This window comes from Anabaena sp. FACHB-1237, from assembly GCF_014696225.1.
In the GTDB taxonomy this organism is placed as follows: domain Bacteria; phylum Cyanobacteriota; class Cyanobacteriia; order Cyanobacteriales; family Nostocaceae; genus FACHB-1237.
Window position 1 is genome coordinate 183515 of record NZ_JACJPV010000003.1, and the last position, 25873, is coordinate 209387.

Annotated in this window: 21 protein-coding genes, 1 pseudogene and 1 riboswitch; of the genes and pseudogenes, 13 read left to right on the top strand and 9 right to left on the bottom strand. The window is 34.2% G+C overall.

Annotated elements, in window-relative coordinates; all coding sequences use genetic code 11:
• Positions 1-81 precede the first annotated feature (81 nt).
• The 5 genes from thiC to H6F32_RS02655 all read right to left on the bottom strand — a co-directional run bounded on the left by thiC (position 82) and on the right by H6F32_RS02655 (position 7874).
• Positions 82-1455 (bottom strand): phosphomethylpyrimidine synthase, encoded by a 1374-nt coding sequence (thiC, locus tag H6F32_RS02635; protein ID WP_190367781.1) that lies wholly within the window; start codon positions 1453-1455, stop codon positions 82-84.
• A gap of 6 nt (positions 1456-1461) precedes the next feature.
• Positions 1462-1558: riboswitch (TPP riboswitch) on the bottom strand.
• Between the two features lie 626 nt (positions 1559-2184).
• The gene (locus H6F32_RS02640; RefSeq protein ID WP_190367782.1) at positions 2185-3684 is read right to left on the bottom strand and encodes an Ig-like domain-containing protein; all 1500 of its coding nucleotides are present in this window, start codon (positions 3682-3684) and stop codon (positions 2185-2187) included.
• A gap of 87 nt (positions 3685-3771) precedes the next feature.
• Entirely contained in the window at positions 3772-4542 is a 771-nt protein-coding gene (locus tag H6F32_RS02645; protein ID WP_190367783.1) for a TIGR03943 family putative permease subunit, read from the bottom strand.
• Between the two features lie 77 nt (positions 4543-4619).
• Positions 4620-5666 (bottom strand): permease, encoded by a 1047-nt coding sequence (locus H6F32_RS02650; RefSeq protein ID WP_190367813.1) that lies wholly within the window; start codon positions 5664-5666, stop codon positions 4620-4622.
• Positions 5667-7154: 1488 nt separating this feature from the next.
• Entirely contained in the window at positions 7155-7874 is a 720-nt protein-coding gene (locus H6F32_RS02655) for a Crp/Fnr family transcriptional regulator (RefSeq protein WP_190367784.1), read from the bottom strand.
• Positions 7875-8202: 328 nt separating this feature from the next.
• Between H6F32_RS02655 and H6F32_RS02660 the strand changes: the two genes are divergently transcribed.
• Entirely contained in the window at positions 8203-9048 is an 846-nt protein-coding gene (locus H6F32_RS02660) for a DALR anticodon-binding domain-containing protein (protein ID WP_313926251.1), read from the top strand.
• A 23-nt stretch (positions 9049-9071) separates the two neighbouring features.
• On the opposite strand, the gene H6F32_RS02665 is transcribed toward H6F32_RS02660, so the two are convergent.
• On the bottom strand, positions 9072-9674 hold the full coding sequence (locus H6F32_RS02665; RefSeq protein ID WP_190367786.1) for a DUF4351 domain-containing protein: 603 nt from the start codon (positions 9672-9674) through the stop codon (positions 9072-9074).
• A gap of 442 nt (positions 9675-10116) precedes the next feature.
• Between H6F32_RS02665 and H6F32_RS02670 the strand changes: the two genes are divergently transcribed.
• The 10 genes from H6F32_RS02670 (at position 10117) to H6F32_RS02715 (ending at position 19239) form a co-directional block, all read left to right on the top strand.
• Positions 10117-11151, top strand: coding sequence for a helix-turn-helix transcriptional regulator (locus H6F32_RS02670; protein WP_190367787.1), 1035 nt, complete (start codon positions 10117-10119; stop codon positions 11149-11151).
• Positions 11152-11667: 516 nt separating this feature from the next.
• Complete coding sequence (locus H6F32_RS02675; protein ID WP_190367788.1) at positions 11668-13032, top strand: AAA-like domain-containing protein; 1365 nt, start codon at positions 11668-11670, stop codon at positions 13030-13032.
• Between the two features lie 121 nt (positions 13033-13153).
• On the top strand, positions 13154-15286 hold the full coding sequence (locus tag H6F32_RS02680; RefSeq protein WP_190367789.1) for an AAA-like domain-containing protein: 2133 nt from the start codon (positions 13154-13156) through the stop codon (positions 15284-15286).
• A gap of 125 nt (positions 15287-15411) precedes the next feature.
• Positions 15412-15948 carry a GNAT family N-acetyltransferase gene (locus tag H6F32_RS02685; RefSeq protein ID WP_190367790.1) on the top strand — a complete coding sequence of 179 codons (537 nt, stop codon included), beginning with the start codon at positions 15412-15414 and terminating at the stop codon, positions 15946-15948.
• A 194-nt stretch (positions 15949-16142) separates the two neighbouring features.
• Positions 16143-16451, top strand: a complete 309-nt coding sequence (locus H6F32_RS02690) for a hypothetical protein (RefSeq protein WP_190367791.1) — start codon at positions 16143-16145, stop codon at positions 16449-16451.
• Between the two features lie 675 nt (positions 16452-17126).
• Positions 17127-17564 carry a DUF1036 domain-containing protein gene (locus tag H6F32_RS02695; protein WP_190367792.1) on the top strand — a complete coding sequence of 146 codons (438 nt, stop codon included), beginning with the start codon at positions 17127-17129 and terminating at the stop codon, positions 17562-17564.
• A 261-nt stretch (positions 17565-17825) separates the two neighbouring features.
• Positions 17826-17990, top strand: a complete 165-nt coding sequence (locus H6F32_RS02700) for a hypothetical protein (RefSeq protein WP_190367793.1) — start codon at positions 17826-17828, stop codon at positions 17988-17990.
• A 90-nt stretch (positions 17991-18080) separates the two neighbouring features.
• Entirely contained in the window at positions 18081-18236 is a 156-nt protein-coding gene (locus H6F32_RS02705; protein WP_190367794.1) for a hypothetical protein, read from the top strand.
• A 326-nt stretch (positions 18237-18562) separates the two neighbouring features.
• Complete coding sequence (locus H6F32_RS02710; RefSeq protein WP_190367795.1) at positions 18563-18799, top strand: type II toxin-antitoxin system Phd/YefM family antitoxin; 237 nt, start codon at positions 18563-18565, stop codon at positions 18797-18799.
• Positions 18796-19239, top strand: a complete 444-nt coding sequence (locus tag H6F32_RS02715) for a type II toxin-antitoxin system VapC family toxin (RefSeq protein WP_190367796.1) — start codon at positions 18796-18798, stop codon at positions 19237-19239. Before H6F32_RS02710 ends, H6F32_RS02715 begins: the two co-directional genes overlap by 4 nt.
• A gap of 61 nt (positions 19240-19300) precedes the next feature.
• Here H6F32_RS02715 and H6F32_RS02720 read toward each other — a convergent pair whose 3' ends face one another.
• The 3 genes from H6F32_RS02720 to H6F32_RS02730 all read right to left on the bottom strand — a co-directional run bounded on the left by H6F32_RS02720 (position 19301) and on the right by H6F32_RS02730 (position 20910).
• The gene (locus H6F32_RS02720) at positions 19301-19531 is read right to left on the bottom strand and encodes a DUF2283 domain-containing protein (protein ID WP_190367797.1); all 231 of its coding nucleotides are present in this window, start codon (positions 19529-19531) and stop codon (positions 19301-19303) included.
• 13 nt (positions 19532-19544) lie between these two features.
• Positions 19545-19799 (bottom strand): DUF4258 domain-containing protein, encoded by a 255-nt coding sequence (locus H6F32_RS02725; protein ID WP_190367798.1) that lies wholly within the window; start codon positions 19797-19799, stop codon positions 19545-19547.
• 250 nt (positions 19800-20049) lie between these two features.
• Positions 20050-20910 carry a Cof-type HAD-IIB family hydrolase gene (locus tag H6F32_RS02730; RefSeq protein ID WP_242031027.1) on the bottom strand — a complete coding sequence of 287 codons (861 nt, stop codon included), beginning with the start codon at positions 20908-20910 and terminating at the stop codon, positions 20050-20052.
• Positions 20911-21072: 162 nt separating this feature from the next.
• On the opposite strand from H6F32_RS02730, the gene polA reads away from it, so the two are divergent.
• Together polA and H6F32_RS02745 are read left to right on the top strand one after the other, a co-directional pair.
• Positions 21073-24042 (top strand): DNA polymerase I, encoded by a 2970-nt coding sequence (gene polA / locus H6F32_RS02735; RefSeq protein WP_190367800.1) that lies wholly within the window; start codon positions 21073-21075, stop codon positions 24040-24042.
• Between the two features lie 332 nt (positions 24043-24374).
• Positions 24375-25873, top strand: a pseudogene (locus H6F32_RS02745) (type II restriction endonuclease); the annotation flags it as partial.

Below are 25873 nucleotides of genomic sequence, written 5' to 3' on the forward strand. Positions count from 1 at the left end.
TAAGTTTTAATATTTGTTTAATATTTGGTGTTTTCAGATCCCCGACTTCTTGAAGAAGTCGGGGATCTGATTATTTACTAATTAAACGTGAGCAACAGGTTCTTTCGCCAAAAACTGCTCTAAATCAATCAAAGCCTCGGCATCAATTTTACTTTGCATGGGACAGAATTTAGGACCACACATAGAACAAAACTCCGCCTTTTTATAAACATCTTCTGGCAAAGTTTCATCATGATATTCCTTAGCCCGCTCCGGATCTAAAGATAACTCAAATTGACGATTCCAGTCAAAATTATACCGCGCTCTTGACAATTCATCATCCCGATCTCTGGCACCTGGCCGATGTCTCGCTATATCCGCCGCATGAGCCGCTATCTTGTACGCAATCAAGCCATTACGCACATCTTCAGGATTAGGTAAACCTAAATGCTCTTTAGGTGTAACATAACATAACATCGCTGTACCATACCATCCCGCCATCGCAGCACCAATAGCAGAAGTAATATGGTCATAACCAGGAGCAATATCTGTCACCAAAGGACCAAGCACATAAAATGGAGCTTCTGAACATTCCTCCATTTGCTTGCGGACATTAAACTCAATTTGATCCATCGGCACATGACCAGGACCTTCCACCATTACCTGTACATCATGTTCCCACGCTCTACGAGTCAGTTGTCCCAAGGTTTTCAACTCCGCTAACTGGGCTGCATCCGTCGCATCATGGGTACATCCAGGGCGCAGGGAGTCACCTAAACTGAAGGTAACATCATATTTCTTAAAAATCTCAATGATGTCGTTAAAATGCGTATAAAGTGGGTTCTGTTTACGATGGTGTAACATCCACTTCGCTAAAATTCCACCACCACGTGACACAATTCCAGTAATACGAGTCTTAACTAAGGGTAAATGCTCCAGTAACAAACCTGCATGAATAGTTTGATAGTCTACCCCTTGCTGGGCGTGCTTTTCGATGATATGCAGAAAGTCGTCAGCAGTGAGATTTTCCATTCTTCCATGGACGCTCTCTAATGCTTGGTAAACTGGTACTGTACCGATAGGTACTGGTGATGCTTTAATAATGGCGGTACGAATTTCGTCTAAATTACCACCACCTGTGGATAAATCCATCACAGTATCAGCACCATATTTAATGGAAAGCCTGAGTTTATCTAATTCCTCTTCAACATTAGAAGAGTTAGGAGAAGCACCTAAATTAGCATTTACCTTACACCTAGAAGCAATACCAATGGCCATCGGTTCTAAATTCGTGTGATTAATATTCGCAGGAATAATCATTCTACCCCGCGCCACTTCAGCCCTAATTAGTTCAGGCTCTAGGTTTTCCTGCTTGGCCACATAGTACATTTCTTCAGTAATTACACCTTGGCGGGCGTAGTGCATTTGACTAACATTTTCTTGCCCACGTCGTTCCGCTATCCACTCAGTTCGCATATTTAATTCCTCAATAAACGGCTTCCCTTCGCTGGTATTATCCAGAGTCAGGTGTTAAGGGTGTGATCTCAGCTTGGTTTTCCAAGCACCCCTAGCATTTTTGACTTCTGACACGATGCAGAGATATTACAATCTATTTCCAGAAGTCTATATTTGATTCTAACACTTTATTTTTAGTTGGAGGTGAATTAGATCAATTATGGAAATTTTAATTGCAAATTCTGCAAGATAAATAGTTTGTAAAAAAGTTTGTAAAAATACATATCAGTCTTGTTGTATTTAATTTGTGTAATTCTACTAAGCAAGATATGTATAATACTATAAATTATTATTTACAGCACATTCCATCTACATGATGACAGTGGACAGTGGACAGTGGACAGTTGATAGTTGATAGTTGATTATGTTATGATCTTCAGGCGGTCAAGAATTAGTTAGAAATATTAAAGGAATATATCAAAAATCAAGAAAAGCCGTCCTAGAAGGACGGGGCTTGTATCCCATTATTTTCGGTCAAGAATTGGTTTTGGAAATGATGGCATCTGGTCCCAATAAGATGCCATTTTATCGGCAGGGTATGAGGGCTGTAATGCTTATCCAGCAACCTCTTTAGCTCCTTTTTCGCCCTTTCAAGCGTCAAACATCAAGAAGCTGTTTATTTGCGATTATTTGCGAGATTTATGCAGTCTGACGCACTCTACCAATGTTCCATCTGTGTAACTTAAATGATTAAGGCAACCATTGAGGGCTATAACCAATTAATGGCAACTTCTCCGGTTTAATTTCATTATTTGTACCATCTGGCACAGGCAAAAGCGGCATTAACCATAAACTACTAGTAGCGATGGGTTCGCCATCATCTGTTTTTAAAGTATTTGCAGGAAATGGTACTGTAGTATTAGTTATGGGAACAACTTGATCAAATAGAAAACCAAGTCCATCTGGTGATAAACTAGTTTGTACGTTGCGTTGTCCTGGTGGTAATAGTAAAAGCGGTTTTTGTTCTGCTGTTTTCAAATTAATAGCTACTAAATAAGGTCGTTCTAAATATTGTTCCTGAGAAATTAGTTCTGTGACTAAACAATACAGAGTAGGTGAAGCTAAATCAAATTGACAGCTAAGAATTGAACCAGTAGTTTTTAATAACTGTTTCTGAACACCTTGATTAGTAACTAAAAATAAATCTCTGGTATAGTCTGTATTAAACTTGACCATTGCCGCTTGTGAACCATCTTTAGAGAAGGCTTGAACTAGACCAAATTGAGGTAAAAAGTCCAGGGGTTTATTGCTATTGCCTTCTAAGGATAATATTGCTGTTCCTTGTCCTTGGGCGACAGCAACGGCCTTACTATCAGGTGTAAGAACGAAATCTCCAGCAGGTTGACCTTCTAAACGTTGAGGAGTGGGTTTTTCCCCTTTAATATCTAAACTAGGTGTTAATGTCCACAGGGCAAAATCTCCAGGATTATCTCTTTTTCCCCTTTGAATAACCAGGGTTTTACCATTGGCCGCCAAATCAAATTTCAGGTTTTGATATTCTTTATTATCTAAAATGAGGTCTACCTTGCCCGCTGGTTCTGTAGGTTCATCTAGCTGACTGGGAATGCCAGTGGTAACAGTATATACTTGGGCAGACAGGAGATCGGAATTTTTGGCAGAACGGGCAGTAAAGACGATTTTTTCACCATTGGGAAATGGTTCAAAGTCCATCACGATCAAGTCTTTAGGGGTCAGCACTTGAATTTTACCCGCAGTGAGGTTGTAAAGGACTAGTTGTCCCAGGGTTTGAGGATCTGCACCTATATAAAGCAGTACACGGTTACGAGTGGCAAATTGGGCTGTAAAGGGATCCATGAAGCGGTTTTTGCCCTCAGCTTGAGAAAATTTATCTTTACCGTTTTCTATCTTTATTTGGTAGTTTGTGCCGTAGGGCGCAGGTGTAAGTAATGTATAAACCATCCTTCTACCTGCCCAGCTAATTTTCCCTGCCAGGGGTGGTTCTATTTTCAGGTTTTCTTCTACGCTTTTTCTGTCCATGGGACGACTAAAGGTGAGGGTAAAAGAAACATCATCTGCGCCAATTTGCTTATTTTCCCAGCTAAAATTACGGATGGTAGGTTTTACTGCGTCTCCTTGCCAGATAATTATACCAATTAATACACTGAGTATTAGCATGAAGGCGATCGCTACTCGATCTAATGGTTGAATAAATTTGTAGGTTTTGGTCATAAGTTAGGATATCAAGGAGTCAGTGAGAGTTTAGCTCTGCTAAACTCGTACAGGAAGTCGGGAGTCCTGATAGCTGACGACTGAAAGCTAATAACTGTAAGGATTTTTCGGCTGCGAAATTTTCTTCACACTACTAGCTTTAATTGTTAGCTGTCTTGTCTGTGCAATATTTTGTGTTGTCATTTCTCCTTCTATTTCTAACCACGTATCAGGCGGATATTCTTTTATTGATCCGCTTAGTTGTACAGGTAAACCAATAGGATAGGCATCAGCCGCGCAGCAAGTTAGGACAAACCTTGCTAAAAACAAATATTCTTCTGTGACATCAGGAGGATAAATCACAAAGCCTTGTACCCTGACTTTTTGCCCTGTGTATGCATCCGGTTCTGGATAAACATTTAATGTTCTTACCCAGTCCACCAAACTTCTGTCCTCTGGGCGCACTGTAGCGCGAAATGATTGGGGTTGGGCGCGAGTTGTACTAACTAACTCCGTTACTCCGCGATTTAAGGCTGTTTGACTACTAAAGGGTTTAGGTGTAATCAGAAATCCTATAATTGCTGCTGCCAAGAATAAAGAACTTCCCCAACCAGGTGGAAATACAGTAATATGTTCTTGATTATTCACCACTGGCGGACGGCGACGTTGTTGCCACAGTTGTCCACCTTTTATACATCCAATTATTAATAAGGCTACCCCACCGGATATAGCTAACCAAAAATAATCAGGGTGAATTAACAAATATAATTTACTCGTTAACCAGTATTTCAACATCAGTACACCCCAAGCTGTGATAGCTAGGACATCTATCCAAGGTGCAATATTATTGGCTTTTTTGCTACGGTTATTAGTGGCCATGGGTAATTAAAATGTAAAAGTCACCGAGTTAGGAGTCAGGATCTCAAAGAGTCAGTTTTTTATTATCCGCTGATAGCTTATAGGAAGTGTAAATTGACTATGAGAGTGAACAAAAACGCTAATTGCGCTGCTAGGATAAATAAATAAATCAGGGCTTTGGGTTTGAAAATTGATAACATCAAACCTACCCCCTTAATGTCTATCATTGGTCCAAATACTAGGAATGCTAGTAAGGAACCACTGGTAAAGGTAGAAGCAAAGGATAGGGCAAAAAATGAGTCCACTGTGGAACAAATAGAAACCACTGCGGCTAGTATTAACATAGCTATAATGGAACTAATTGGTCCTGCTCCTAAACCTAGAATCAGTTCCCGAGGCGCTAAAATTTGTATGGTAGCAGCGATTGCACTTCCTATCACCATCACTGCCCCTAATTCCCGCAACTCCTGAATAATGTTATCTAATAAAGATTGTAGTTTTTGTGCCAAGGGTTCCTTACTATTAGCTGTGCTGTCACTCACAGTAGCGTCTATGCGTTGTATTCCTCCTGTACCTAAAAAGTAGTTTCCCGACTGCAATAAGACAGATGCGTTACCAGTATTAGTATTTCTAGTAGTGGAAATTTTACCACGACGTTTACTATCTTGTTTCCCTGGGGGGTTAAACTTGAGATATCGAGCGATCGCTGGTTGTAAAAACGGAATTAAGTCTGGTTGAAAACTAAAGATAAAACCTACAGTAGTAGCAATGATCAGGGAAAACAGCACTCTTAAAACTACTATTTCTGGTTGATCACGAAATGCAGTCCATGTTGACCAAATTACTATGGGGTTAATTGTTGGTGCTGCTAATAGAAACCCAATTGCTACAGGTGTAGGTACTCCCTGCATTAATAAACGTCTTGCCACCGGCACATTACCACATTCGCACACTGGGAACAAGAACCCGATCATACTACCAAATAAAGCTCCTAGCAAGGGATTTCTCGGCATTTTCTCTACTAATTTTCCTTCATCCACGAAAAACAGTAGCAAACTGGAGAAAAATACCCCTAGCAGTAAAAAAGGTATTGCTTCCACTAGCAAACTAAGAAATAATGTAAAACCATTGTTAAGTTGATTTATCATGGGTTGTATTCAACAGCCATTTTAAGTTTTAGGGAGTTAGGATATCGAGGAGTCAGGATATTAAGGAGTTTTATGTGTTTTGATAAGCTGTTGTGCTTTCAATTTAGATAATGAATGCAAGCAAGATGCTGATACTACTGTAGTTTTAGGGTTTTTTAGTTATACAGTAAGTGCTGCAAGTCAGCTTATCATATATTCTGACTCAGTGACTCGGTGAGTAGGGAGTGTGGGGTGCAGAGTAAAGTGAGTGGAGACAAAATTCTTTATTCTCACTCCTGACTCTTCGATCTCCTGACTCATCATAATAACCTAATTATTCTTAGCCACCTTCTCTTTTAATAGATATCTGGTGCTAATTCAATGTCCCCCTGCCTGTCTGCCGACAGGTGATTTGAAACCCTTGAGTGGGACACACCTAGCAAGACTACTGGCAATCCATAAGTAAATATATGAGTTAATATACAGCAGTTTCCGTTATTATGAGGTACAGATGTTAATGATAAAACCCTTGTAACACAGGCATCTTGCTGTGTTCATAGTGTACCTCATGTAGATGGAATGTGCTGTATCATTAAAATTCAGCTAAACCACGTGAATCAATCATACACTACCTGTAAACAAACTTTAATATCATCACCTTGCCACTTACCAACATGACTTAGAATTGATTTACCTGAACCTTGACGTTGAGGAGTTTTTGCTTTTTTTTATTTTCATCTTTTTAACCATCATCAGAACTTCTGGTATTTGTTCTTCCGTGGCAAGTGCTGTAATATTTAGGACTTACGCTTAATTCCCCAAGATTTTGGTTATTATAAGGTATTATTCAGGTTATAAACTTAACAAATTACTGAGAAATTGAGTAATATTTTGAATAGCTGGAATTTCTGCTTTGCAATTCAATCTCTACACACAAGAAAGCATTTCATTACCCGCAACTTGGGTAAAATACATATTTTATAAGTGCTTTTATAAGTGCAGAATTTCGGCTGAAACAGTCCTTTCGTTGAGGTTAAGGAGAATGGCTAATGACGGGCACTTCGCTATCCAGGAGTCAGTAGGGACGAACGACTGTTCGCCCGTACAGGAGTTCAAGGAGTTTTTTGTATTTAAAAATTTTGATTTCCCAGACTGAAAATCCTTTGTTTTGGTACCATACCCCTCAAAACCCTTACACCTATTTTCTTTTTTAGCAGCCCGAAACCTTTGATTTATCTGGATTTTTAGTTTATTCATCAAGCCCCACTTATCCACAATTAATAAAAAATTCTAGATGTAAAGGAGTAAGGAGTGTGGACTCCTGAAAGCTGACGGCTAATAGCCATTAAACAAACCCAATTACCCAAAATATGTGACTAAACATTAAGGTGTGAAAATCTGCTGATTTATAGTATTAATGTGCTTAAAACAGGTTTTTTTCAAGCTAACATTGCTAAAACTATTGATCATCAGATTTTTTTAACCTCCTCGCTTCAGCTGGAATTATTAGCTTGCTCTATTAATAGATTCTGCAGGTAAGCAGATAAGATTATCACCCTGGGTAAGAATTAATCCACGTTGACGTAATTTACCCATTAACCGAGTCACTGTGACACGGGTTGAACCAATAGCACTACCAATTTGCGCGTGAGTAAGGGGGAAAGGTAGGCAATAACCGCGAATTACATCGGGGTCAGTTTCACTCATGGCAGGTTCACCATATTCTTCTACTAGGAGTGTTAAAAAACCCAAGAGTCTGTCAATAGTGCGGCGTTGCCCTAAAGCACTTAGCCACAGGAGTTTACGCTGGTGTTGATATCTAAAGGCATCCATAACTTCACGGCGGAAGTGAGGCCAATTGTCCAAATCATGCCAGTACATCCACAATACCGCAGTTTGATCAACGTGAGCGTAGGATTGTAGCGTAAATGGCGACTGGGCGACTATTTCAAAGGGTTGTCCAGCACCAACAAAACCTAAAAATGCTTCCTCTGGAGTACGGTTAATTCTCCGAGAGGTTAATTGACTGGCGGTAGCACTAACTTGGGCTGTACCAACCATGCGGATAGCACCTCTTTGCACTAAATATAGCAAACCAGGTCTAGCAGGAATACGTTCGTCTTTGCTGAAGGTGCGGCAACGGTAGTGTTCTTGCGCCCAGTCCAGGATACGCTGCCAGGTGAGAAATGGACGTGATGCTTCGGAAAAGGAAGATGGAGATTGCATAATTTATAAACTCAATTTTGTGGTTGAAAACAAAGACTTAGCAGAAAAAGTGAATCGAAAGTGCAAGGAGTGTCTTTGTATGATGAGGGTAGGGAAACGCCTGTGGGCGTTGGCTGTCCGATGGTGTAAAAAGCAAATTTGCTTTCTACTTTTTTTCTTATACTTCCTACTGTACAACGAAGGTAGTAAAGTTTACTCATTTTTTTCTTGATTATTCATCAAATTTTATCCTACTCTCATTTTTCTTTACCTAGACTAACCTTCTATCCACAGGTAGATGGAACAGGATAAAATAACTCTGTCCATCAATATATTTACAAAATTATACGTGAATCTGTTACTACTTTTCCGGGAAAAAATAGCAATTAGGGACTTTGTATATAGATTTTTAGCCTCTAGTGTCAGTGTTTGCACTATACATGGAGAAATTAGACCCATAGAAGTTAAAAAAGTTCCTCTATATCAGGGTAGATATAATTATCAAGTTTTGTATATTTCTGGGGTAGTATTGGCGATGTCACTGTCTCATAATTCTTCTGTGATGGAAGTGGCTCAAGCGATCGCTGGCCATTTATCTCACAATTGTGATAATTTACTTAATGTTGTGGTAGTTCCCCCTGGTTGGATTCACATACACTTAACTGATTTTACTTTGGCGGCTTGGTTGCAAACTGTTACTCTTGATGGTTTTGATGTTCCTGAGTTAGATTTTTCTCGTGAACAAGATTTGTCAGTTATTTTTAAAATTCAATATGTTCATGCTCGTTGTGTGTCTTTGTTACGCACAGCAGACAGAGAAAATTTAATTAAGTTAATATATACTAATAGTGGCAATGTCCTTAGTGCTGAATCCTTACCTTGGTTAAATGGCAATAATCAATTATATTTACATCACCATGATGAGCGTTTTCTCTTACATCAATTAATTAAAATGGTAGATATTTTATTTGATAATGATTGTAAACACTATAAATCTATGAATTGGTTAGAAGCAGGTTATAAGTTATGCCAGGCTTGGGAGAAATTTTGGAGTAGTTGTCGTATTTGGGGAGAAGTAAAAACTGATACTGTGGAATTAAGTCAAAGTAGATTAGGATTATTAATTGTGACGCATCTAGTTTTAAAGTCTTTGTTAGAAAGGAGATTAGGGGTTGTTGCGCCGTTGGAATTGTGAAGTTAGTTGTCAGATATTAGTATTCATTCTTTTTGTTCTGTTAACCAAATTTCTAAATCTGCTAAAATGGAAAACTCAAATATTATCTCTCTTAACAGTTCTAACTTGTTTAAAGGTAATAATTGTATCTGTTCTATGATAGATAAATTAATTTCTTGAAAACGATAATTTATCAACATGATAATCCATTTTATACATTGTTGTTTTTCACCTTTTTGTAAAATATGCTCATAAAATATTGATTCTTGTATGCTATCTTCCCGTAAAATTTGACTAATAATAATCACATCTTTTTCAAATTTTAATTCTGCTATAAGTTCTGTACATTTGATATTTTGTTTTTCATTTTTTTGTCGTTGTGCTATTTTTGTTAATACTTTGTTTATGTTATTTTTGGTGATTTTTTCCTCTAAAACGCGGGAAAGCGATCTCCATAATTGCGAACCAACGTCTTTAATATACCCTGGATCGTAATCATACTTTATAGCTATGTTGAAGTACGTCTCTCCTTTCCAAGACTGACTGAATACAATTTCTTGAATTGTTGTTAAGCGTCCTCGCTTTAATAGTTGCTCAACTAGTGCTATCGCTTCACTAACTGTAAGCATCTCTTCTTCAACCATCATTTACTCTTTTATAAAAATTAAGTAAAGTTTAAGTAAAGTTAGTATGACAAGGGTGATTTGATTGCTGTATTATACGGAGTGCATAATTTCACTCAGTTGTAATTGCAATTTGGTTTGTGACATATCAGATTTATTCACAATCGTGACATAAATGCTTGTTTTTGTCAAGTTTTTATCAACGCATCAAAGTCAATTTTGTAATTTTTTTATAAATTTTTCTATAAGTACAATTGCACTAAAGTTAAAAAATAGCAAATTTATGGCTGATATTTGGTCAAATTAGAAAAAATCAGCATTTTTACTCAAGAAAGATACGTACAATATTATATGATTTTCCTTTGTTTTAGGCACAGATGGAAGTTGAGAATAATTCTAAATAATTCTAAAAAATAGTCACATCCGTGATAAGATACTGATATAATCAACTGAGTCTAATGACAAAATGAACCAAGAACAGTTTGAACTCATATTTGAAAAACTGACAACCAGACTGAAGGAAGTGTTGCAAAGGATACTCGCAGGAGAAACAGATGCAGATATAGCAGCAGCTATGGAAATTGGAGAACCTACAGTCAGAAAACATATTGAAAGAATATGTGAAAAATTTGGATTGAGTAATGAAAATTCTGATATTCGTCGCCATAAACGCTCAGACTTAGTAACATTAGTTGCTAAATATAAGCCTGATTTATTAACTGAATACCAGCTTAAATTTACACATCAAATAGAAGCAATAACCGATAAAAATGATCATAATATCTGCGATTTTATCTTACAATTGCTATCAGTTAATCATCCCATAAACGAAGAATTTAATAAATTTATCCTACGTTTTAATTGCAATGAACAGGAGAAAAAACAAATTGCTAAATCTCTGAATAAAATTGGATATGAACATTATTTAAACAGTGATTTTAATATAGCTTTATCCTATTTAAAATTGGCAATTGAATTTAAACATGATTTCGCATCTGCTCATTATAATTTGGGCGCAACCTACGAAAAAATAGATCATTGGATTCCAGCTTGTGAACATTATAAAGTTGCTATGCGATATCAAAATCGCGCTGGAGAAGCGGCAATTAATAATTTAGCTAGGTTGGAAATTTTACAAGGAAATAGTGCTGCTGCTGTAGAAATGATTGCGCCAATTTTATCCAAAGTTAAAGATCACACAGTTAAAGCTGCATTACATAAAAACCTTGGTTGGGCTTATTTTCAGCAAACTTTTTATGAACTAGCAAAACAGCATTTATTCATATCTTTAGAATTGGAAAATGATTACCCTCCAGCTTATTGCTTATTAGCACAAGTTCAAGCAGCAGTAGGAGATAAAGAAAATTCTATAATATTCTGGAGAAAATTCCTGGAATCTTATGCCCAAGAGCAAAAATTAAAAAGTGTTCGATCTCATTTACCAGAATTAGAAATTTGGAAACTTGATGCTATGAGAAATATTATGGAAACAGCGATTTAAAAGGTATATAATTAGGATAATCGCTGTGTTTTTTTGTTTGATATATTTGATATATTAATTGGGCGGAACGATTGGATCATCATCCTCATCATCACCATTAATTCTGTTTCCTATGATTGATAATATTGATAATGTAAATATCATGGCTCGTTTCTCCATTAAGATTAATTGATGAATAAATCAAGAAGAAGCGAGGGTACCCATTTCGCTGTTTAAGTTTCTTGTTTCATATCTTTTGATTTGATGTTTTTATTATGCGTGGATTTAGATAAAATTCAAACACTAAAAAATAGGGAATATTTATCTAAGTTTAGGACCAATTTAAACTAAAATAAGTAGTAAAAAATAAGTGGGAGTTATATTGATTAGTTAAAAAGTAGGGAAAAGTAAGGTAGAATCAGAAAATCCCCGATTTCTTAAAGAAGTCAGGGATATGAGCCATAAATTAGGATAATTGCTTGATCCAATAATCAAATTACGGTAAAATTATAAACATTGATTTTATGTATATTATTTATGTCATTCAAAGTAGATATATCTTGGGAGCAAATTCAAGAATTTGTGGATGAAGTTGTCTGGAAATATACTGATAAACATCTAACCGATGTGGAAGTACAGGTACTCAAAGGAAGTTGGGAAGGGAAAAAGTATGAAGATATTGCTACAGAACTACATTTAACTACTACATATATTCAAAATGATGTTGGTGCTAAATTATGGAAAAAGCTCACAGATATTATAGGAGAACCAGTGAGTAAAAGTAATTTTCGTCAAGCACTGTATCGGGAAAGAGAAAAACGAAAAACGCCACAAATAGTCTTATCTATGAACAGACTGGAACTTCCTCATAACCCAGTATCCCTAAATTCTCCTTTTTATGTAGAGCGATACTCTATTGAATCTCAAAATTATACCATTGAATCTTTATGTTATCAAGCGATCGCTCAACCTGCTGCACTTATCCGCATCAAAGCACCAAGACAAATGGGAAAAACCTCACTACTGGACAGAATTTTAGCTCAATCACGTAAATATGATTATCTAACAGTACGCTTAAATATACAAGATGTAGATGAATCAAACTTTAGCAACCTAGATAATTTTTTACGTTGGTTTTGTACATACATTAGCCTAGAATTAGGTATTACAGATCGTGTTGATGATTTTTGGAAGCAGCCAATTGGTAGTAAAATTAGTTGTAAAACTTATCTGCAAAATTACATTCTTAAAGAAATTAATACTCCTTTAGTGTTAGCTTGTGATGAAGTAGATCGAGTTTTTAACTACCCTCAAATTGCTCAAGATTTTTTTGGACTGTTGCGAAGTTGTCATGAAGAAGCTAATAATCGAGATATATGGAAACAAATGCGCTTAGTTGTAGTACATTCCACAGAAAATTATGGATTATTAGATATTAACCATTCACCTTTTAATGTGGGAGAACCAGTAGAATTAACTGAGTTTACCGCAGAACAAGTACAAGATTTAGCACAGCGTCATCAACTGAATTGGAATCATAGTTTAGTGCAACAATTGATGACTATGATAGGAGGTCATCCATACTTAGTGCGATTAGCATTTTATCACCTCGCTCAACCTGCTCCCGGAAAGTGGGGAAATATCAAACGGTTATTACAAGACGCGCCTACCGATGCCGGAATTTATACTCAGCACTTACGTCGACTTTTAGGAATGCTGAGGGAAAATACCAAACTAGCAGCAGCATTTACCAGGGTTATTAACAGTAGTGAACCAGCGCAATTAGATTCTATTCTGGCATATCAATTGTACAGCATCGGGCTAATTAAATGGCAACATAATCAAGTTATACCTCGCTGTGAATTGTACCGACAGTATTTTCGAGAAAGGTTAGAAAATTGACCATCTCAAAGTGATATATTAATTATGCAAGTTGCTAATCATCTAGTTGAGATTGGTAATTAGTAATTAGTAATTAGTAATTGGTGATAAAATACCAGTTTAAATCCTGTACATCTATAATATGCAACGCCATTTTAATTATTACAAAGTTGGGGGTAGTTTACCATCTGATATTCCCAGCTATGTAAAACGACAAGCAGACGAAGAACTGTATCAAGGTTTAAAAAATGGAGATTTTTGTTGTGTGTTCAATTCCCGACAAATGGGAAAATCTAGCTTGCGGGTACAAACCAGAAAAAAACTTGAATGTACAGGAATAAAATGTACTTCTATTGATATGACAAGTATAGGTAGTTGTGAATCCACTGCTGAAAAGTTTTATGCTGATATAACCTTTGAATTGTGGTCTGGTTTTTTTGATGATTCATATACTTTTTCTCAATGGTGGGAAAACCATAAATTTTTGTCACCAGTACAGCGATTAAGTCAGTTTATTGACAAGGTTTTGTTAACCACATTACCCGAAAATATTGTAATTTTTATTGACGAAATTGATAACTTAATCAACAGAGAAACTAAAGATGAATTTTTAGAATTTATTCGTGCTTGTTATAATCAACGTGCAGAAAAAACAGAATATAAACGAGTTACTTTTTGTTTACTGGGAGTAGTAACACCATCAGATTTAAAAGATAAAACAGGTACACCTTTTAATATTGGTAGAACAATTGAGTTAACTGGTTTCAAAATACAAGAAGTGATTCCATCTTTATCTCAAGGACTGCTGGAAAAAGTAGATGATCCCAAAATAGTTTTAGAACAGATATTATATTGGACTGGAGGACAACCATTTCTCACTCAAAAATTATGCAAATTAATTATTGAAAAATCTGAAACCCGAAAACCTAATATTAATAATTTAGTGCAAAATTATATTATTGAAAATTGGGAATTTCAAGATGAACCGGAACATTTAAGAACTATTAGAAATCGTCTGGTTACTGAGAAAGAATTGATTTATACAAGATTGGAAATTTATCGGCAAATATTGAGAAATTACAGTATAGATACTGATGATAACCCTGAAAAAATGGCATTAAGATTATCAGGATTAGTGGTTAATCAACAAGGGAAAATGAGTGTTTATAACCCCATATATGAAAAAGTTTTTAATGAAGATTGGATTGATAAGCAATTATTTATCAAGTCAACATCTGCATCATCGGAGATAAATACTAATGCAAAAAATATCAAATTTTTAAACAAATTTTTAAGTTATGGTGTATTAGCAACTATAGGAATTATTCTAGCTGTAATTAGTGTCACATCACTAGCTTTTTCATATATGATAATTGACAGTAAACCTTGGCAGCTTGCATTTAATAAAAATGGGATGGGAGTGATATATGAATTTATTCGTACTTGTTTTTTATTAATGTTAGAAGTGTATTTAGTAGGTTATGAATTTAAGCAAGATGTCATTCATTTGATTTTGGATAAAAAGTTTGTTTTCAGACGCAAGGTAATGTTTGCTATAGCCTTAATATTTTTAACTATTGTCCTATTTCATCACTTGTGGTATGGTCCTCATGAATTATTGGGAAATAATCAAGTTAGCAACAATGAATATTTTTATCATTATCTACTACCCTATATATGTTATTTGCCATATTCCTTAATTAACTTTATTTGTATAGGTTCTGTTGTAGCCAATTTGAGTATCAATATTGTCATAGAAGATTGTAAATGGATTGGTTTAAAAATGCAAGAATATAAAACCTATCTGCGAGAAATTAGTAAGGATTCAGAAAAATATACTGCTGAGGATATTGTTGTGATTAATCAGAGAATTATTCAGCAATTAAAGCAAATATATTTAGAGTTTATTCAAAAAACTCAACCGCATCTTAATCTATTTTTAGGGATTCAAATTGCTATTTCTACATTGAATACAAGTAATTTTTCAAAAAGTGCCTATACATGGACACAATTATTTTTTACATTTAGCTTAGTTCCCCCTATAAGTACATTGATTCTATGGGGATTATTAGGATACAATAAAATATTAGATCAAACTAACGAAGTTTTATTTAATTTAAACTGTGATTTCAGTGAAATTGAAAAAAAGTATAATCCTTTAAATTTATTAAAGAAAATTCTTGTATCAAATTTTTTCTTTTGGATAATTTGTATAATATATATTTTAAAAATTATCTATTTTATGTTTACGTCTTATTTCAAATGGTCTACTTGATATAGCAGGGAACAGGGAACAGAGTTGAAAATCCTGTATGGTTTTTTAGTTAAATTCTCTATCTCATTTAAGTGCATACTGTTATATAATGCCAATAGAAAAATTTTCACTAAACCCTTTGATTTATGTTTAAAATATCCAAAAGAAAAGTTACCAAAGCAGAAGCGGAGTTACTTGTTAGAGAAATAAAACTAACACCTAATATTATGGGTTATTCATTAAAGGAATGGATATCAGCCGAATATATTATAGTTGCGGAAGATGAACATGGTAAGATGGTAGGAGCTTGTTTAAATTATGATTTTGATGCAAATTGGTATAAGATAGCTGCATTATTTGTGATGGAAGAGTATAGGGGTATGGGTTTGGGAAAAATGTTATTTTATGAATCATGTCAGGATGCGATAATTAGGGGGAAAAATATATATACTATGAGTATTAATGAAATTGTGATTAAAATGATGCAGGATTTAGATTTTTTGACTTTTAATAGTTTATTACAAATGCCACAAATAACTAATGGAGATAAGTTAATATTTTATTCTCATTCTCTTGTATGGTTGATGAATTTTTACAGGGTTAAGGAAATTATCAGAAAAACCATAGTTTATAATCATCACAAAACTTTTGTTTATGGAATTAAGTATTGCAGTAGTAAATAATCAGTGCTAAACCCCTATCTATATAATTAAATCATAAAGCAATTTTGAATATCATGAATCTTTTTGTTGTTTTAACCAAGGGTTACGTAAATTTACTTACCAAAAAGATCAGACCTTTTCTGACCTTTTTCTGACCTTTAATTTTTATACAAAGCTATATCATCTTCTTTATAAACAATTATGGAAGATTGATCATGGGTAAGTTGCTTTCTGTGTCGGCTGTGCCAGTTTTAGTTGTTGCTTTACTAACAACTGGGTTTAATTCCCAGAATCTTAAAGCTGAAACGCCTAAAGTAACAAATCAAACATCTCAAAATACTACCCCAACACTGTTAGCTCAACGTACATTGAGACGTTCGTTTTTAACATCAAGAAAATGGCGTTTTGGACGTGACAATGGGACAACTATTGCAAATTCAATCCGCTTGAATGAAGATGGCACAATTACTGGTTATTACAACCAAAATGAAGATCACTGGGATATTGAAGTTAGTTTTCTATAACCCCAATAACGAGCCGACAACTCGTTTTGGTACATTTCGTAAAGATGGTAATAGATGGGTTTTGATTGGCGTACTACCAACAGGCGATCCTTCTAATCCTAGAATTGTTCTCGTATTGACCGAAATCAAGTAAATACAAGACTTTCCAAAGTTACATATTTTACTAAGTAGCAATCACTAGTGGTCTGTCAAGCGTAAAATTGTCTGTGTCCAATTTTTGGAATCTTTTTTTGTGGGAATTTGATTTTTGATGACTTTTAGGGAGGATTCATCATATAAATAAGTGGGGTTGAAAACAGGTTAGTTAATCTACAACTCAATCTAACGCTGGAATAGCGATCTCTATGAATAGCGATAGCGATCGCTCTTTTAAAATAAATATTTATCTCAAACGTAGAAAAATGTGTTTTGAGTATCATTAATCTTTTTGTTGTTTTAACCAAGGTTTACGTAAATTTGCTTACCAAAAAGATCAGACCTTTTTCTGACCTTTAATTTTTATACAAAGCTATATCATCTTCTTTATAAACAATTATTAGGATTTTAGGACTTAGTGGATTAACGGGAAATGCCAAATATGGCGTATCGCTTTCAGGGATTCAAGCCTGATTTTTAGCGATGATTGCGGTTTTTGTGCAAATTTGATTTTTGATTACTTTTAGGGAGGATTCATTTATGCGTAAGTTGCTTTCTGCATTCAGCATACCGCTTTTAGCTGTGGGATTTTTATTAGCTAAACCTCAAGAAGCAAAAGCTTGGTTTCGAGTTTGTAATGATACAGGGCAAGATGCTCATGTTGCCTTTGGATATCCAGAAGGCGGAAAATGGTACAGCCAGGGATGGTACGTCGTATCTGCGGAAACTTGTCAAGAAGTATATCCCCATGAACTACGCAACAGAACTTATTATGTTCATGCACAAGACTATGATGGTAACACATGGGGGGACGATATCAATTTCTGCAATTATTGGGTGCAGTTTCGCCGAAGATTTAAAAGGGAACAAACTGATAAAACCCGTAACAACTGCTTTCCTCCTAATCAAGGTTTAATGGGTTTTGTTGAAGTAAACACAGGTGGTGCTCGCAACTTTACATTCCGTTTAACAGATTAATCTGTAGATTGATCCGATACCTACAACTCAACCTAATGCTGGAATAGCGATCTCTATGAATAGCGATAGCGATCGCTCTTTTAAAATAAATATTTATCTCAAACGTAGAAAAATTCGTAGTTCCTGATTACTAATTTGACCATTAATTCTACCACTTGTGGACTTGTTTTGTGGTTCATAATAATCTGGTAATACTGTTCCTATGTATGGTATTTAGTCTATATATTATTGCATAGTCATCAACAATTGGACTCATTAAGTATGAAAATCAAAAAACAGTTATCTACAATTGGTAGTGTGGCAATTTTGAGCTTATGTTTAGCGACTGGATTAATTCTTAATTCTCCTAACACCACATTAGCTATTCAGCAAAAAGATGTTTGTGGTAAAGTGCAACAAACCGGAGGCTATGCGGGTTTTGGATGAGAAACAACGCACTACTCAATCTTTATTTGTGGTAGTAAGTCACGCACATATTATTTTGGAACAGATAAAAGGGATGGTAGTCGTATTGCAGTGAAAGGTACTGAGATTAAACCAGGAGAAAAATATATATTCCGCAATGGTAAATACACTTATACTGTTACTAACAAAGTTTTAACTATCACTAAAAATGGAAAAGTTGTTCTTAAAGAAAAATTTCTCAATGGAGGTTTATATCCTAATGACTAGGGGATTAACTATTAATTAATTTGATACTTACTGGGTTTTAGGAAAAAACACCAATCAAATATCCTCAAATTTATAGCATTTCCTAGTCTAATAGACCTGTCCGAAAATTAAATATGCGTTTTCCAAAACCCTTGTAGAGACGTTATATAGAACGTCTCTACATTAATTACCGGAAATGTCTAATGAAATACAAAATTATTTGCGTTTATCTGCGTTTAATCGTTTCTTGTTGTACCTCACTTAAACGGAAATTAGTATAATAAAATTTACAAAAAATCTATCTCTGTTATATAATTCGAGTACATTTGTAAAATATTAAAATAGTTATGACTCAGATTACAATTGAAGAAGCTACTAAAAATTTATCTAATATTCTAGAGCAAGTAGCTAAAGGTGAGCAATTTGTTCTGATGAAAGAAGGTAAAGAAGTAGCTCGTCTTCTTCCTCCTCAGCAGGTAAGAAAAGCATTTCCTAGTTTAAACTCTTTTAGAAAATCTATAGTTTTAAAAGGGAGTACAATGAGTACCACAATATTAGAAGAAAGAGAGAACGAAAGATATTGATTTATTTAGATACTAGTGCCATTGTTCCTTATTATGTACCTGAAAAATTAAGTAGTGTTGTTGAACAATTATTACAAAAACAAGAAGATCAACCAATCATTAGTCAATTAGTTGAGGTAGAATTATTTTCTGCTTTATCTCGTAGGGTAAGAATGGGCGAAGTTTCCCAAAATGACGCTAAACGAATTAGGGAATTATTTGCAAATCATCTTAATGAAGGTTTATATCGTCTTGTTTTATTGGAAAATCAACATTACAGTTTAGCTAGAGATTGGATATCCAGGTTTGATCTCCCTTTAAGGACTTTGGATGCTTTACATTTAGCAGTGTGTAGCATTAATAATTTTTCTCTGGTAACAGCAGATGAGAAATTAGCTCAATCTGCTACCATTTTAGGTATAAATATTCTTTTGTTAACTTCCGATCTCAATTTTCAATAACAGGAGCTTAACCATTAGATAATATTCTGGTAGTTAAGTCACAAAAGCTATTTCTATGGCTTCAAGCTGCTGTTGATATAACCTGAAATGGGATATTCTCTAGCACAATTTTTGGTAACTGACCTGATCCCAGTACCTCTTTTGCATCCAGAATTTCTATACCAACTAAAACTTCACTAGCACCAATATTTAGTGCTATTTCTTCGCTTAAACGCAAAGTACGACATTCATGATATCCATCAACTAGGCGAATATAAAGTGAATCAGTTTCTTGGTCATAACTAATTTTCATAGTGTCATTTTCCTCAAAAATAAAATGTATATACAGTAATTACTACAATCTCTGTATCATTTTCGGCAATGATTGGCGAAACTCGTTTAATAGAATAGGAACGCCCTTGCCATTCTCCATTAAACTGAAAATCGTAACGATATTCAAGTCTACCTTGCTTGGCTGGCTTTTGATTGCCATTAAGAATTGCTTCAGTGACTTCTAATTCATTCGTACCACGCTCTAAACATTGCAATAAAGCGTGTTTAGTAAAACGAATTGGCTTCATAACGTTTGCTTGAATCTGCTCCTACCAACAACACATACTATATAAAAGAAAAACTTGATCAATCAAGAGATTCAAATTCTTAATCTTTAATTAACAATTCCCCTATTGACATAATCCAACTCTTGAATTATATTTACAACAGTGTGAGGAGCGAACCAGTAAGGACACCGAGACGAAACACGGCCAGTCGTCGGTGTCCTTTCTGATGTCTAGGCATTTAATACCACGAAATCCTCAAGTGAAAATTAAATTAAGATAGTAAAAATTTTTCCATAGCTATAGCTGCTCCATCTAACTCTACATCAGGAGCTACCCAATTAGCTAGTGCCTGCACTGGTTCTGGTGCATTACCCATAGCCACACCAATACCAACATATTTTAACATTTCCACATCATTAAAATTATCACCAATAGCCATCACATTGTGACTTTGCAAACCTAACATTTCTTCTGCTAGGTAACGCACTGCTGTACCTTTATTAGCAAGAGGATTAGTCGCTTCTAAAAATGTAGGTACGGAAGTGGTCATATATAATTCTGATGGTTTGTATTTTAATCTTAACTGTCCTAAAAGTTGTTGAATTAATTTAGCATCATTAGATAAAGCTAAAACTTTTGTAGGTTCATGAGTATTTTCATCATTTAATATTTGTCGTAAATCGCCAATAGGAATAGGTGTTACTTGACAACGCTCTCCATAACTTTTGGTATCTTCTGTCATTTCTCTGACAAAAAGTTGATCATTGATATAAAAATGGATAGAGAGGAGCGATAGGGAAGCGCTCCGTAGGAATCGCAAATGTTGCTGTTCAAAGTAATCTAGTAGTTGATGGGCAATTTCCCTAGAAACAGGTAAATGACGATGAATTTCCTGTGTATGAGGATCTTGAATCCACGCGCCCTGATAAGCTATTAATGGCATTGTAGAACCTATGTCTTGATGAAACCGCAAAGCTGAACTATACATTCTCCCTGTTGCTATAGCGACTTTAATTCCTTTGTTTTGTACTGCATCAATAGTTTTTCTGACCTTAGCACTAACAGTATTAGATTTTCCTGATATTGTTCCATCTATATCTAATACTAAAAGTTTAATATCATTAACGTTCATAGAAATATCCTGTGGTAAAAGTACATTTTTCATCAAAAATATAACTTACGTAAGTGTCGCACATAATTAGCACATTTATAATTGATTGTATAATTTATTGGAGCTAAAGCTCAACCACTGGTATATTTCTCGTTTTTTGGAGCTAAAGCTCAACTACGAACTATGATTGGTACAATAGATCAGTTTCCTATTGCGGTTAATAATTTGAGCAGTCTTTCTGAAATTACCACAAATCCTACATTCATCTTAATTGATGGACATTCTTTAGCTTTCCGTTCTTTCTTTGCTTTTGCTAAAGGTAGAGATGGCGGTTTGCGTACAAAAACGGGTATTCCTACTAGTATCTGTTTCGGTTTTCTGAAATGCTTGTTGGAACTAATAACTACGGAAAATCCTCAAGCGATCGCCATAGCATTTGATTTAGGTGAACCAACTTTTCGCCATGAAGCTGATGAAAATTATAAAGCAGGTCGGGCAGAGACACCGGAAGATTTTATTCCCGATTTAGCGAATTTACAGGAATTATTGCAAGTTTTAAATTTACCGATTATTACAGTACCAGGATATGAAGCAGATGACATTTTAGGGAGTTTAGCGCAACAAGCCTCGGCTGCGGGATATCAAGTAAAGATTTTTTCAGGAGATAGAGATTTATTACAGTTAATAGATGCAGAAAAGCGAATTTCTGTATTAAATTTTAGTCCCCATGCTTGGAAAAGTTCTAATTATAGTATTACTGAATTTAATAGCGAGAAAGTATTAGAAAAATTTGGCATTTTACCCACACAAGTAGTAGATTTTAAATCATTATGTGGTGATAAATCCGATAATATTCCAGGAGTTAAAGGCATAGGAGAAAAGACAGCTTTAGAACTATTAACAACTTATAAAAATTTAGATAATATTTATCAACAATTGGATAAAATTAAACCTGCGGTACAAAAAAAATTAATTGCAGGTAAGGAAGATGCTTATAAATCACGTTATTTAGCCACAATAGTGGTAGATGTACCTTTAGAAATTAATTTAGCAGATTGCGAATTAAAAGGATTTGATAATAATGCCATTATTCCTATTTTTGAGAAGTTAGAATTTAAGAAATTTATTGAACAAATTCAAGATATCCAAAGAAAATTTAATGGTGAAATTAATGATGAAGTTGTAGAAAATGTCATTACTGCAAAAATAGAAGATGTTGATAATAATGAAGATACCTGGTTTTGGAGTGCGGAAGAAACTCGCAACTTTAAAAAATCAGAAAGATTAAATTCACCAATTAACCCAAATATCATTAATACAGAAGAGAAATTAATTGAATTAGTTGCATTATTACAAACATTAACTAACCCCAAAAAACCCACAGCATGGGATACAGAAACAACAGACTTAGAACCCAGAAACGCGGAATTAGTAGGAATTGGTTGTTGTTGGGGAAAAAAACCGGAAGATGTGGCTTATATTCCTGTTGGGCATAAAATGGGAGGTAATTTAAGCAAAGATTTAGTATTAACAAAACTGCGACCAATTTTAGAGAGTGCGGAATATCCCAAAGTTTTACAAAATGCTAAGTTTGATAGATTAATTTTCAAATGTCAGGGAATTAATTTAAATGGAGTTGTGTTGGATACGATGTTAGCTAGTTATGTGATTAATCCTGATCATAGTCATAATTTAACAGATTTAGGGATGAGAGAATTAGGATTAACTGCTAAAAGTTATACAGATTTAGTTCCCAAAGGTAAAACCATTGCGGATATAGATATTATATCTGTTGCTGATTATTGTGGTATGGATGTTTATACAACTTATGGGTTAGTGGAAAAATTACAAAGTAAGTTACAAAAAACTCCAGAATTATATAAATTACTGTTAGAAGTTGAACAACCATTAGAAGCTGTTTTAGCAGAAATGGAATATACTGGAGTGCGAATAAATTCTGATTATTTAAAAGAACTTTCGCAACAGTTAGAAATAGATTTAGCTAAGTTAGAAGATACTGCAATTAGTTTAGCAGGAGAAAAATTTAATTTAGGTTCTCCTAAACAATTGAGTTATATTTTGTTTGATAAATTGGGTTTAAGTACCAAATATTCTCGAAAAATTCAAAGTGGTTTTTCTACCGATGCAGCAACTTTAGAAAAATTACAAGAAGTGGATAATACTGGGTTTGTCAATGCAATTATTGAATATCGTACTTTAGCCAAGTTAAAATCTACTTATGTGGATGCTCTACCAGCGTTAGTACATCCTGTAAGTCACAGATTACATACTGATTTTAATCAAACTGCAACTTCTACCGGAAGGTTATCTTCTTCCCATCCTAATTTGCAAAATATTCCCATTAAAACCGCTTTTAGTCGGCAAATTAGAAAGGCATTTTTACCTGAGTCTAATTGGTTAATGATAGCTGCTGATTATTCTCAGATTGAATTAAGGATTTTAGCACATTTGAGTCAAGAACCTGTGTTAATTTCTGCTTATCAACAAAATGAGGATATTCATAAAGTTACAGCTAGGTTAGTGTTTGAAAAGGAGGAAGTTACCGCAGAAGAAAGAAGATTTGCTAAGACGATTAATTTTGGGGTAATTTATGGTATGGGAGCGCAAAAATTCGCACGGGAAACTGGTATAGAACAGAAGGAAGCGAAGTTATTTATTGAGAGATTTAATCAAAGATATGCTAAGGTTTTTGAATATTTGGAGAAGGTGAAAAAACAAGCTATTTCTCAAGGTTATGTGGAAACAATTTTAGGAAGAAGACGTTATTTTGAGTTTACAAATAATAAGTTAAGGGAGTTAAAAGGTAGAGATATTGATGATATTGATTTGAGTAGTTTGAAAAATTTAGGTGTGTATGATGCGGGTTTATTACGTGCTGCTGCTAATGCACCAATTCAGGGTTCTAGTGCGGATATTATTAAGGTAGCAATGGTACAATTAGCGAAGGTTTTACAGCAATATCAAGCGCGGTTGTTGTTACAAGTACATGATGAATTGGTGTTGGAAGTTCCGAAAAATGAGTGTGAAGAATTGCAGGTACAAATTAAGTCTGTGATGGAAAATGCAGTAAGTTTAAGTGTTCCTTTAGTGGTGGATGTACGTGCGGGGGATAATTGGATGGAGACGAAGTAATATAAAACTTTTTAAAGACGGAATTAACTGCTAATTATCATGAAACTTGAAAAGAGGTTATAGCAGACTATTTTCAGCCATTCCTGGCATTTTCTATCTTGAGATACTGCATCTGCAAAAACCAAAAAACGCCATGCAGATACACTATTTCAAGTTTGGTTATTAGATAATCAAGTAGTTTGGATTTTAATTCATATTGAAGTACAAAGTCAATATGATAAAGACTTTCCTGAAAGAATGTTTATCTATAACTATCGAGCTTTTGACTTGTATCATACACTGTGCTAAACTAAATGTAATCAAAATATAATCAATATCAAGGTGTACAAAAAATGAATTTACTAAAATTACAGCCTAGAGTAGCTTTAAATAAAGCATTTCTGAAAATTAACCCCTTTAGAAATGACATTGAAAATTTTAAAACTCATCTACAAAATCTACTTAATAGAATAAATGAAGCAGAATCTGAGGAATTTCATAAAAATCTCATTTCTGATTTTTTAAAGCATACTTTTTATGGTGCCAATCATTTTATTAATACTAAGGGTAAAAATGATTTAGTTATTCATAATGGTAAAGATGCTAAAAGTAATGTAGGGGTAATTTTAGAATTTAAAAAGCCAAATAATAAAGGTGAAATGTTAAAGGAGGACAATCTCAATACTAAAGCATTTCAGGAATTAGTTTTGTATTTTCTGAGAGAACGTATCCTAGAGAAAAATTTAGAAATTAAATATTTAATTGCTACTAATATTTATGAATGGTTTATTTTTGACGCTCAGATGTTTGAAAAGTTATTTGTTGAAAATAAGTCTTTTCTTAAACAATTTAATGATTTTGAAGAAGGAAGATTAACTAGTAAAAAAACTGAATTTTTCTATAAAGAAATTGCCCAACCTGCTATTACTGAAATTACCGATAAAATTATATTTACCCATTTTGATATTAGAGACTATCAGGAATATTTACAACCTGGTAAACATCCAGATGAACATAAGTTAATTTCCCTGTTTAAACTATTTTCTCCAGAACATTTATTAAAATTACCTTTTACTAATGATAGTAATACTCTTGATAAGGGTTTTTACAGTGAATTATTACATATTATCGGTTTGGTAGAAACTAAGGAAGGTGGTAAAAAGTTAATTCAGCGCAAAAAAGAACATGATAGAAGTATTGGTTCATTAATAGAAAATGCTATTTCTCAAATTGATAGTTTAGATAAAATTTCTCGTTTAGAAAAACCAGAACAATTTGGAGAAACTTATCAAGAACAACTTTTTAATATAGGTTTACAATTAGCGATTACTTGGATGAATAGAATCTTATTTTTAAAATTATTGGAATCTCAATTAATTAGATATCATAAAAATGATTTGTCTTGGGGATTTTTGAATTTAGAAAAAGTTGCAAATTATGATGATCTCAATAGTCTATTTTTTAGTGTTTTAGCGCGTAAACCACAGGAAAGAAGTCAGAAATTACAAGAAAGATTTGCTTATGTTCCTTATTTGAATAGTTCTTTATTTGAACCTACAGAACTTGAACAAGAAACTATTGTGATTAGTAACTTAGAAAATGAGAAATTACCGATTTTTACAGGTACGATTTTAAAAGATAACAATGGTAAAAAACTTACTGGAGAAATTAATACTTTAGAATATCTGTTTGCTTTTCTCAATGCTTACAATTTTGGTAGTGACGCTGGGGAAGAAATTCAGGAAGAAAATAAAAGGTTAATTAATGCTGCTGTATTAGGTTTAATCTTTGAGAAAATTAATGGTTATAAAGATGGTTCTTTCTTTACTCCTGGTTTTATTACTATGTATAT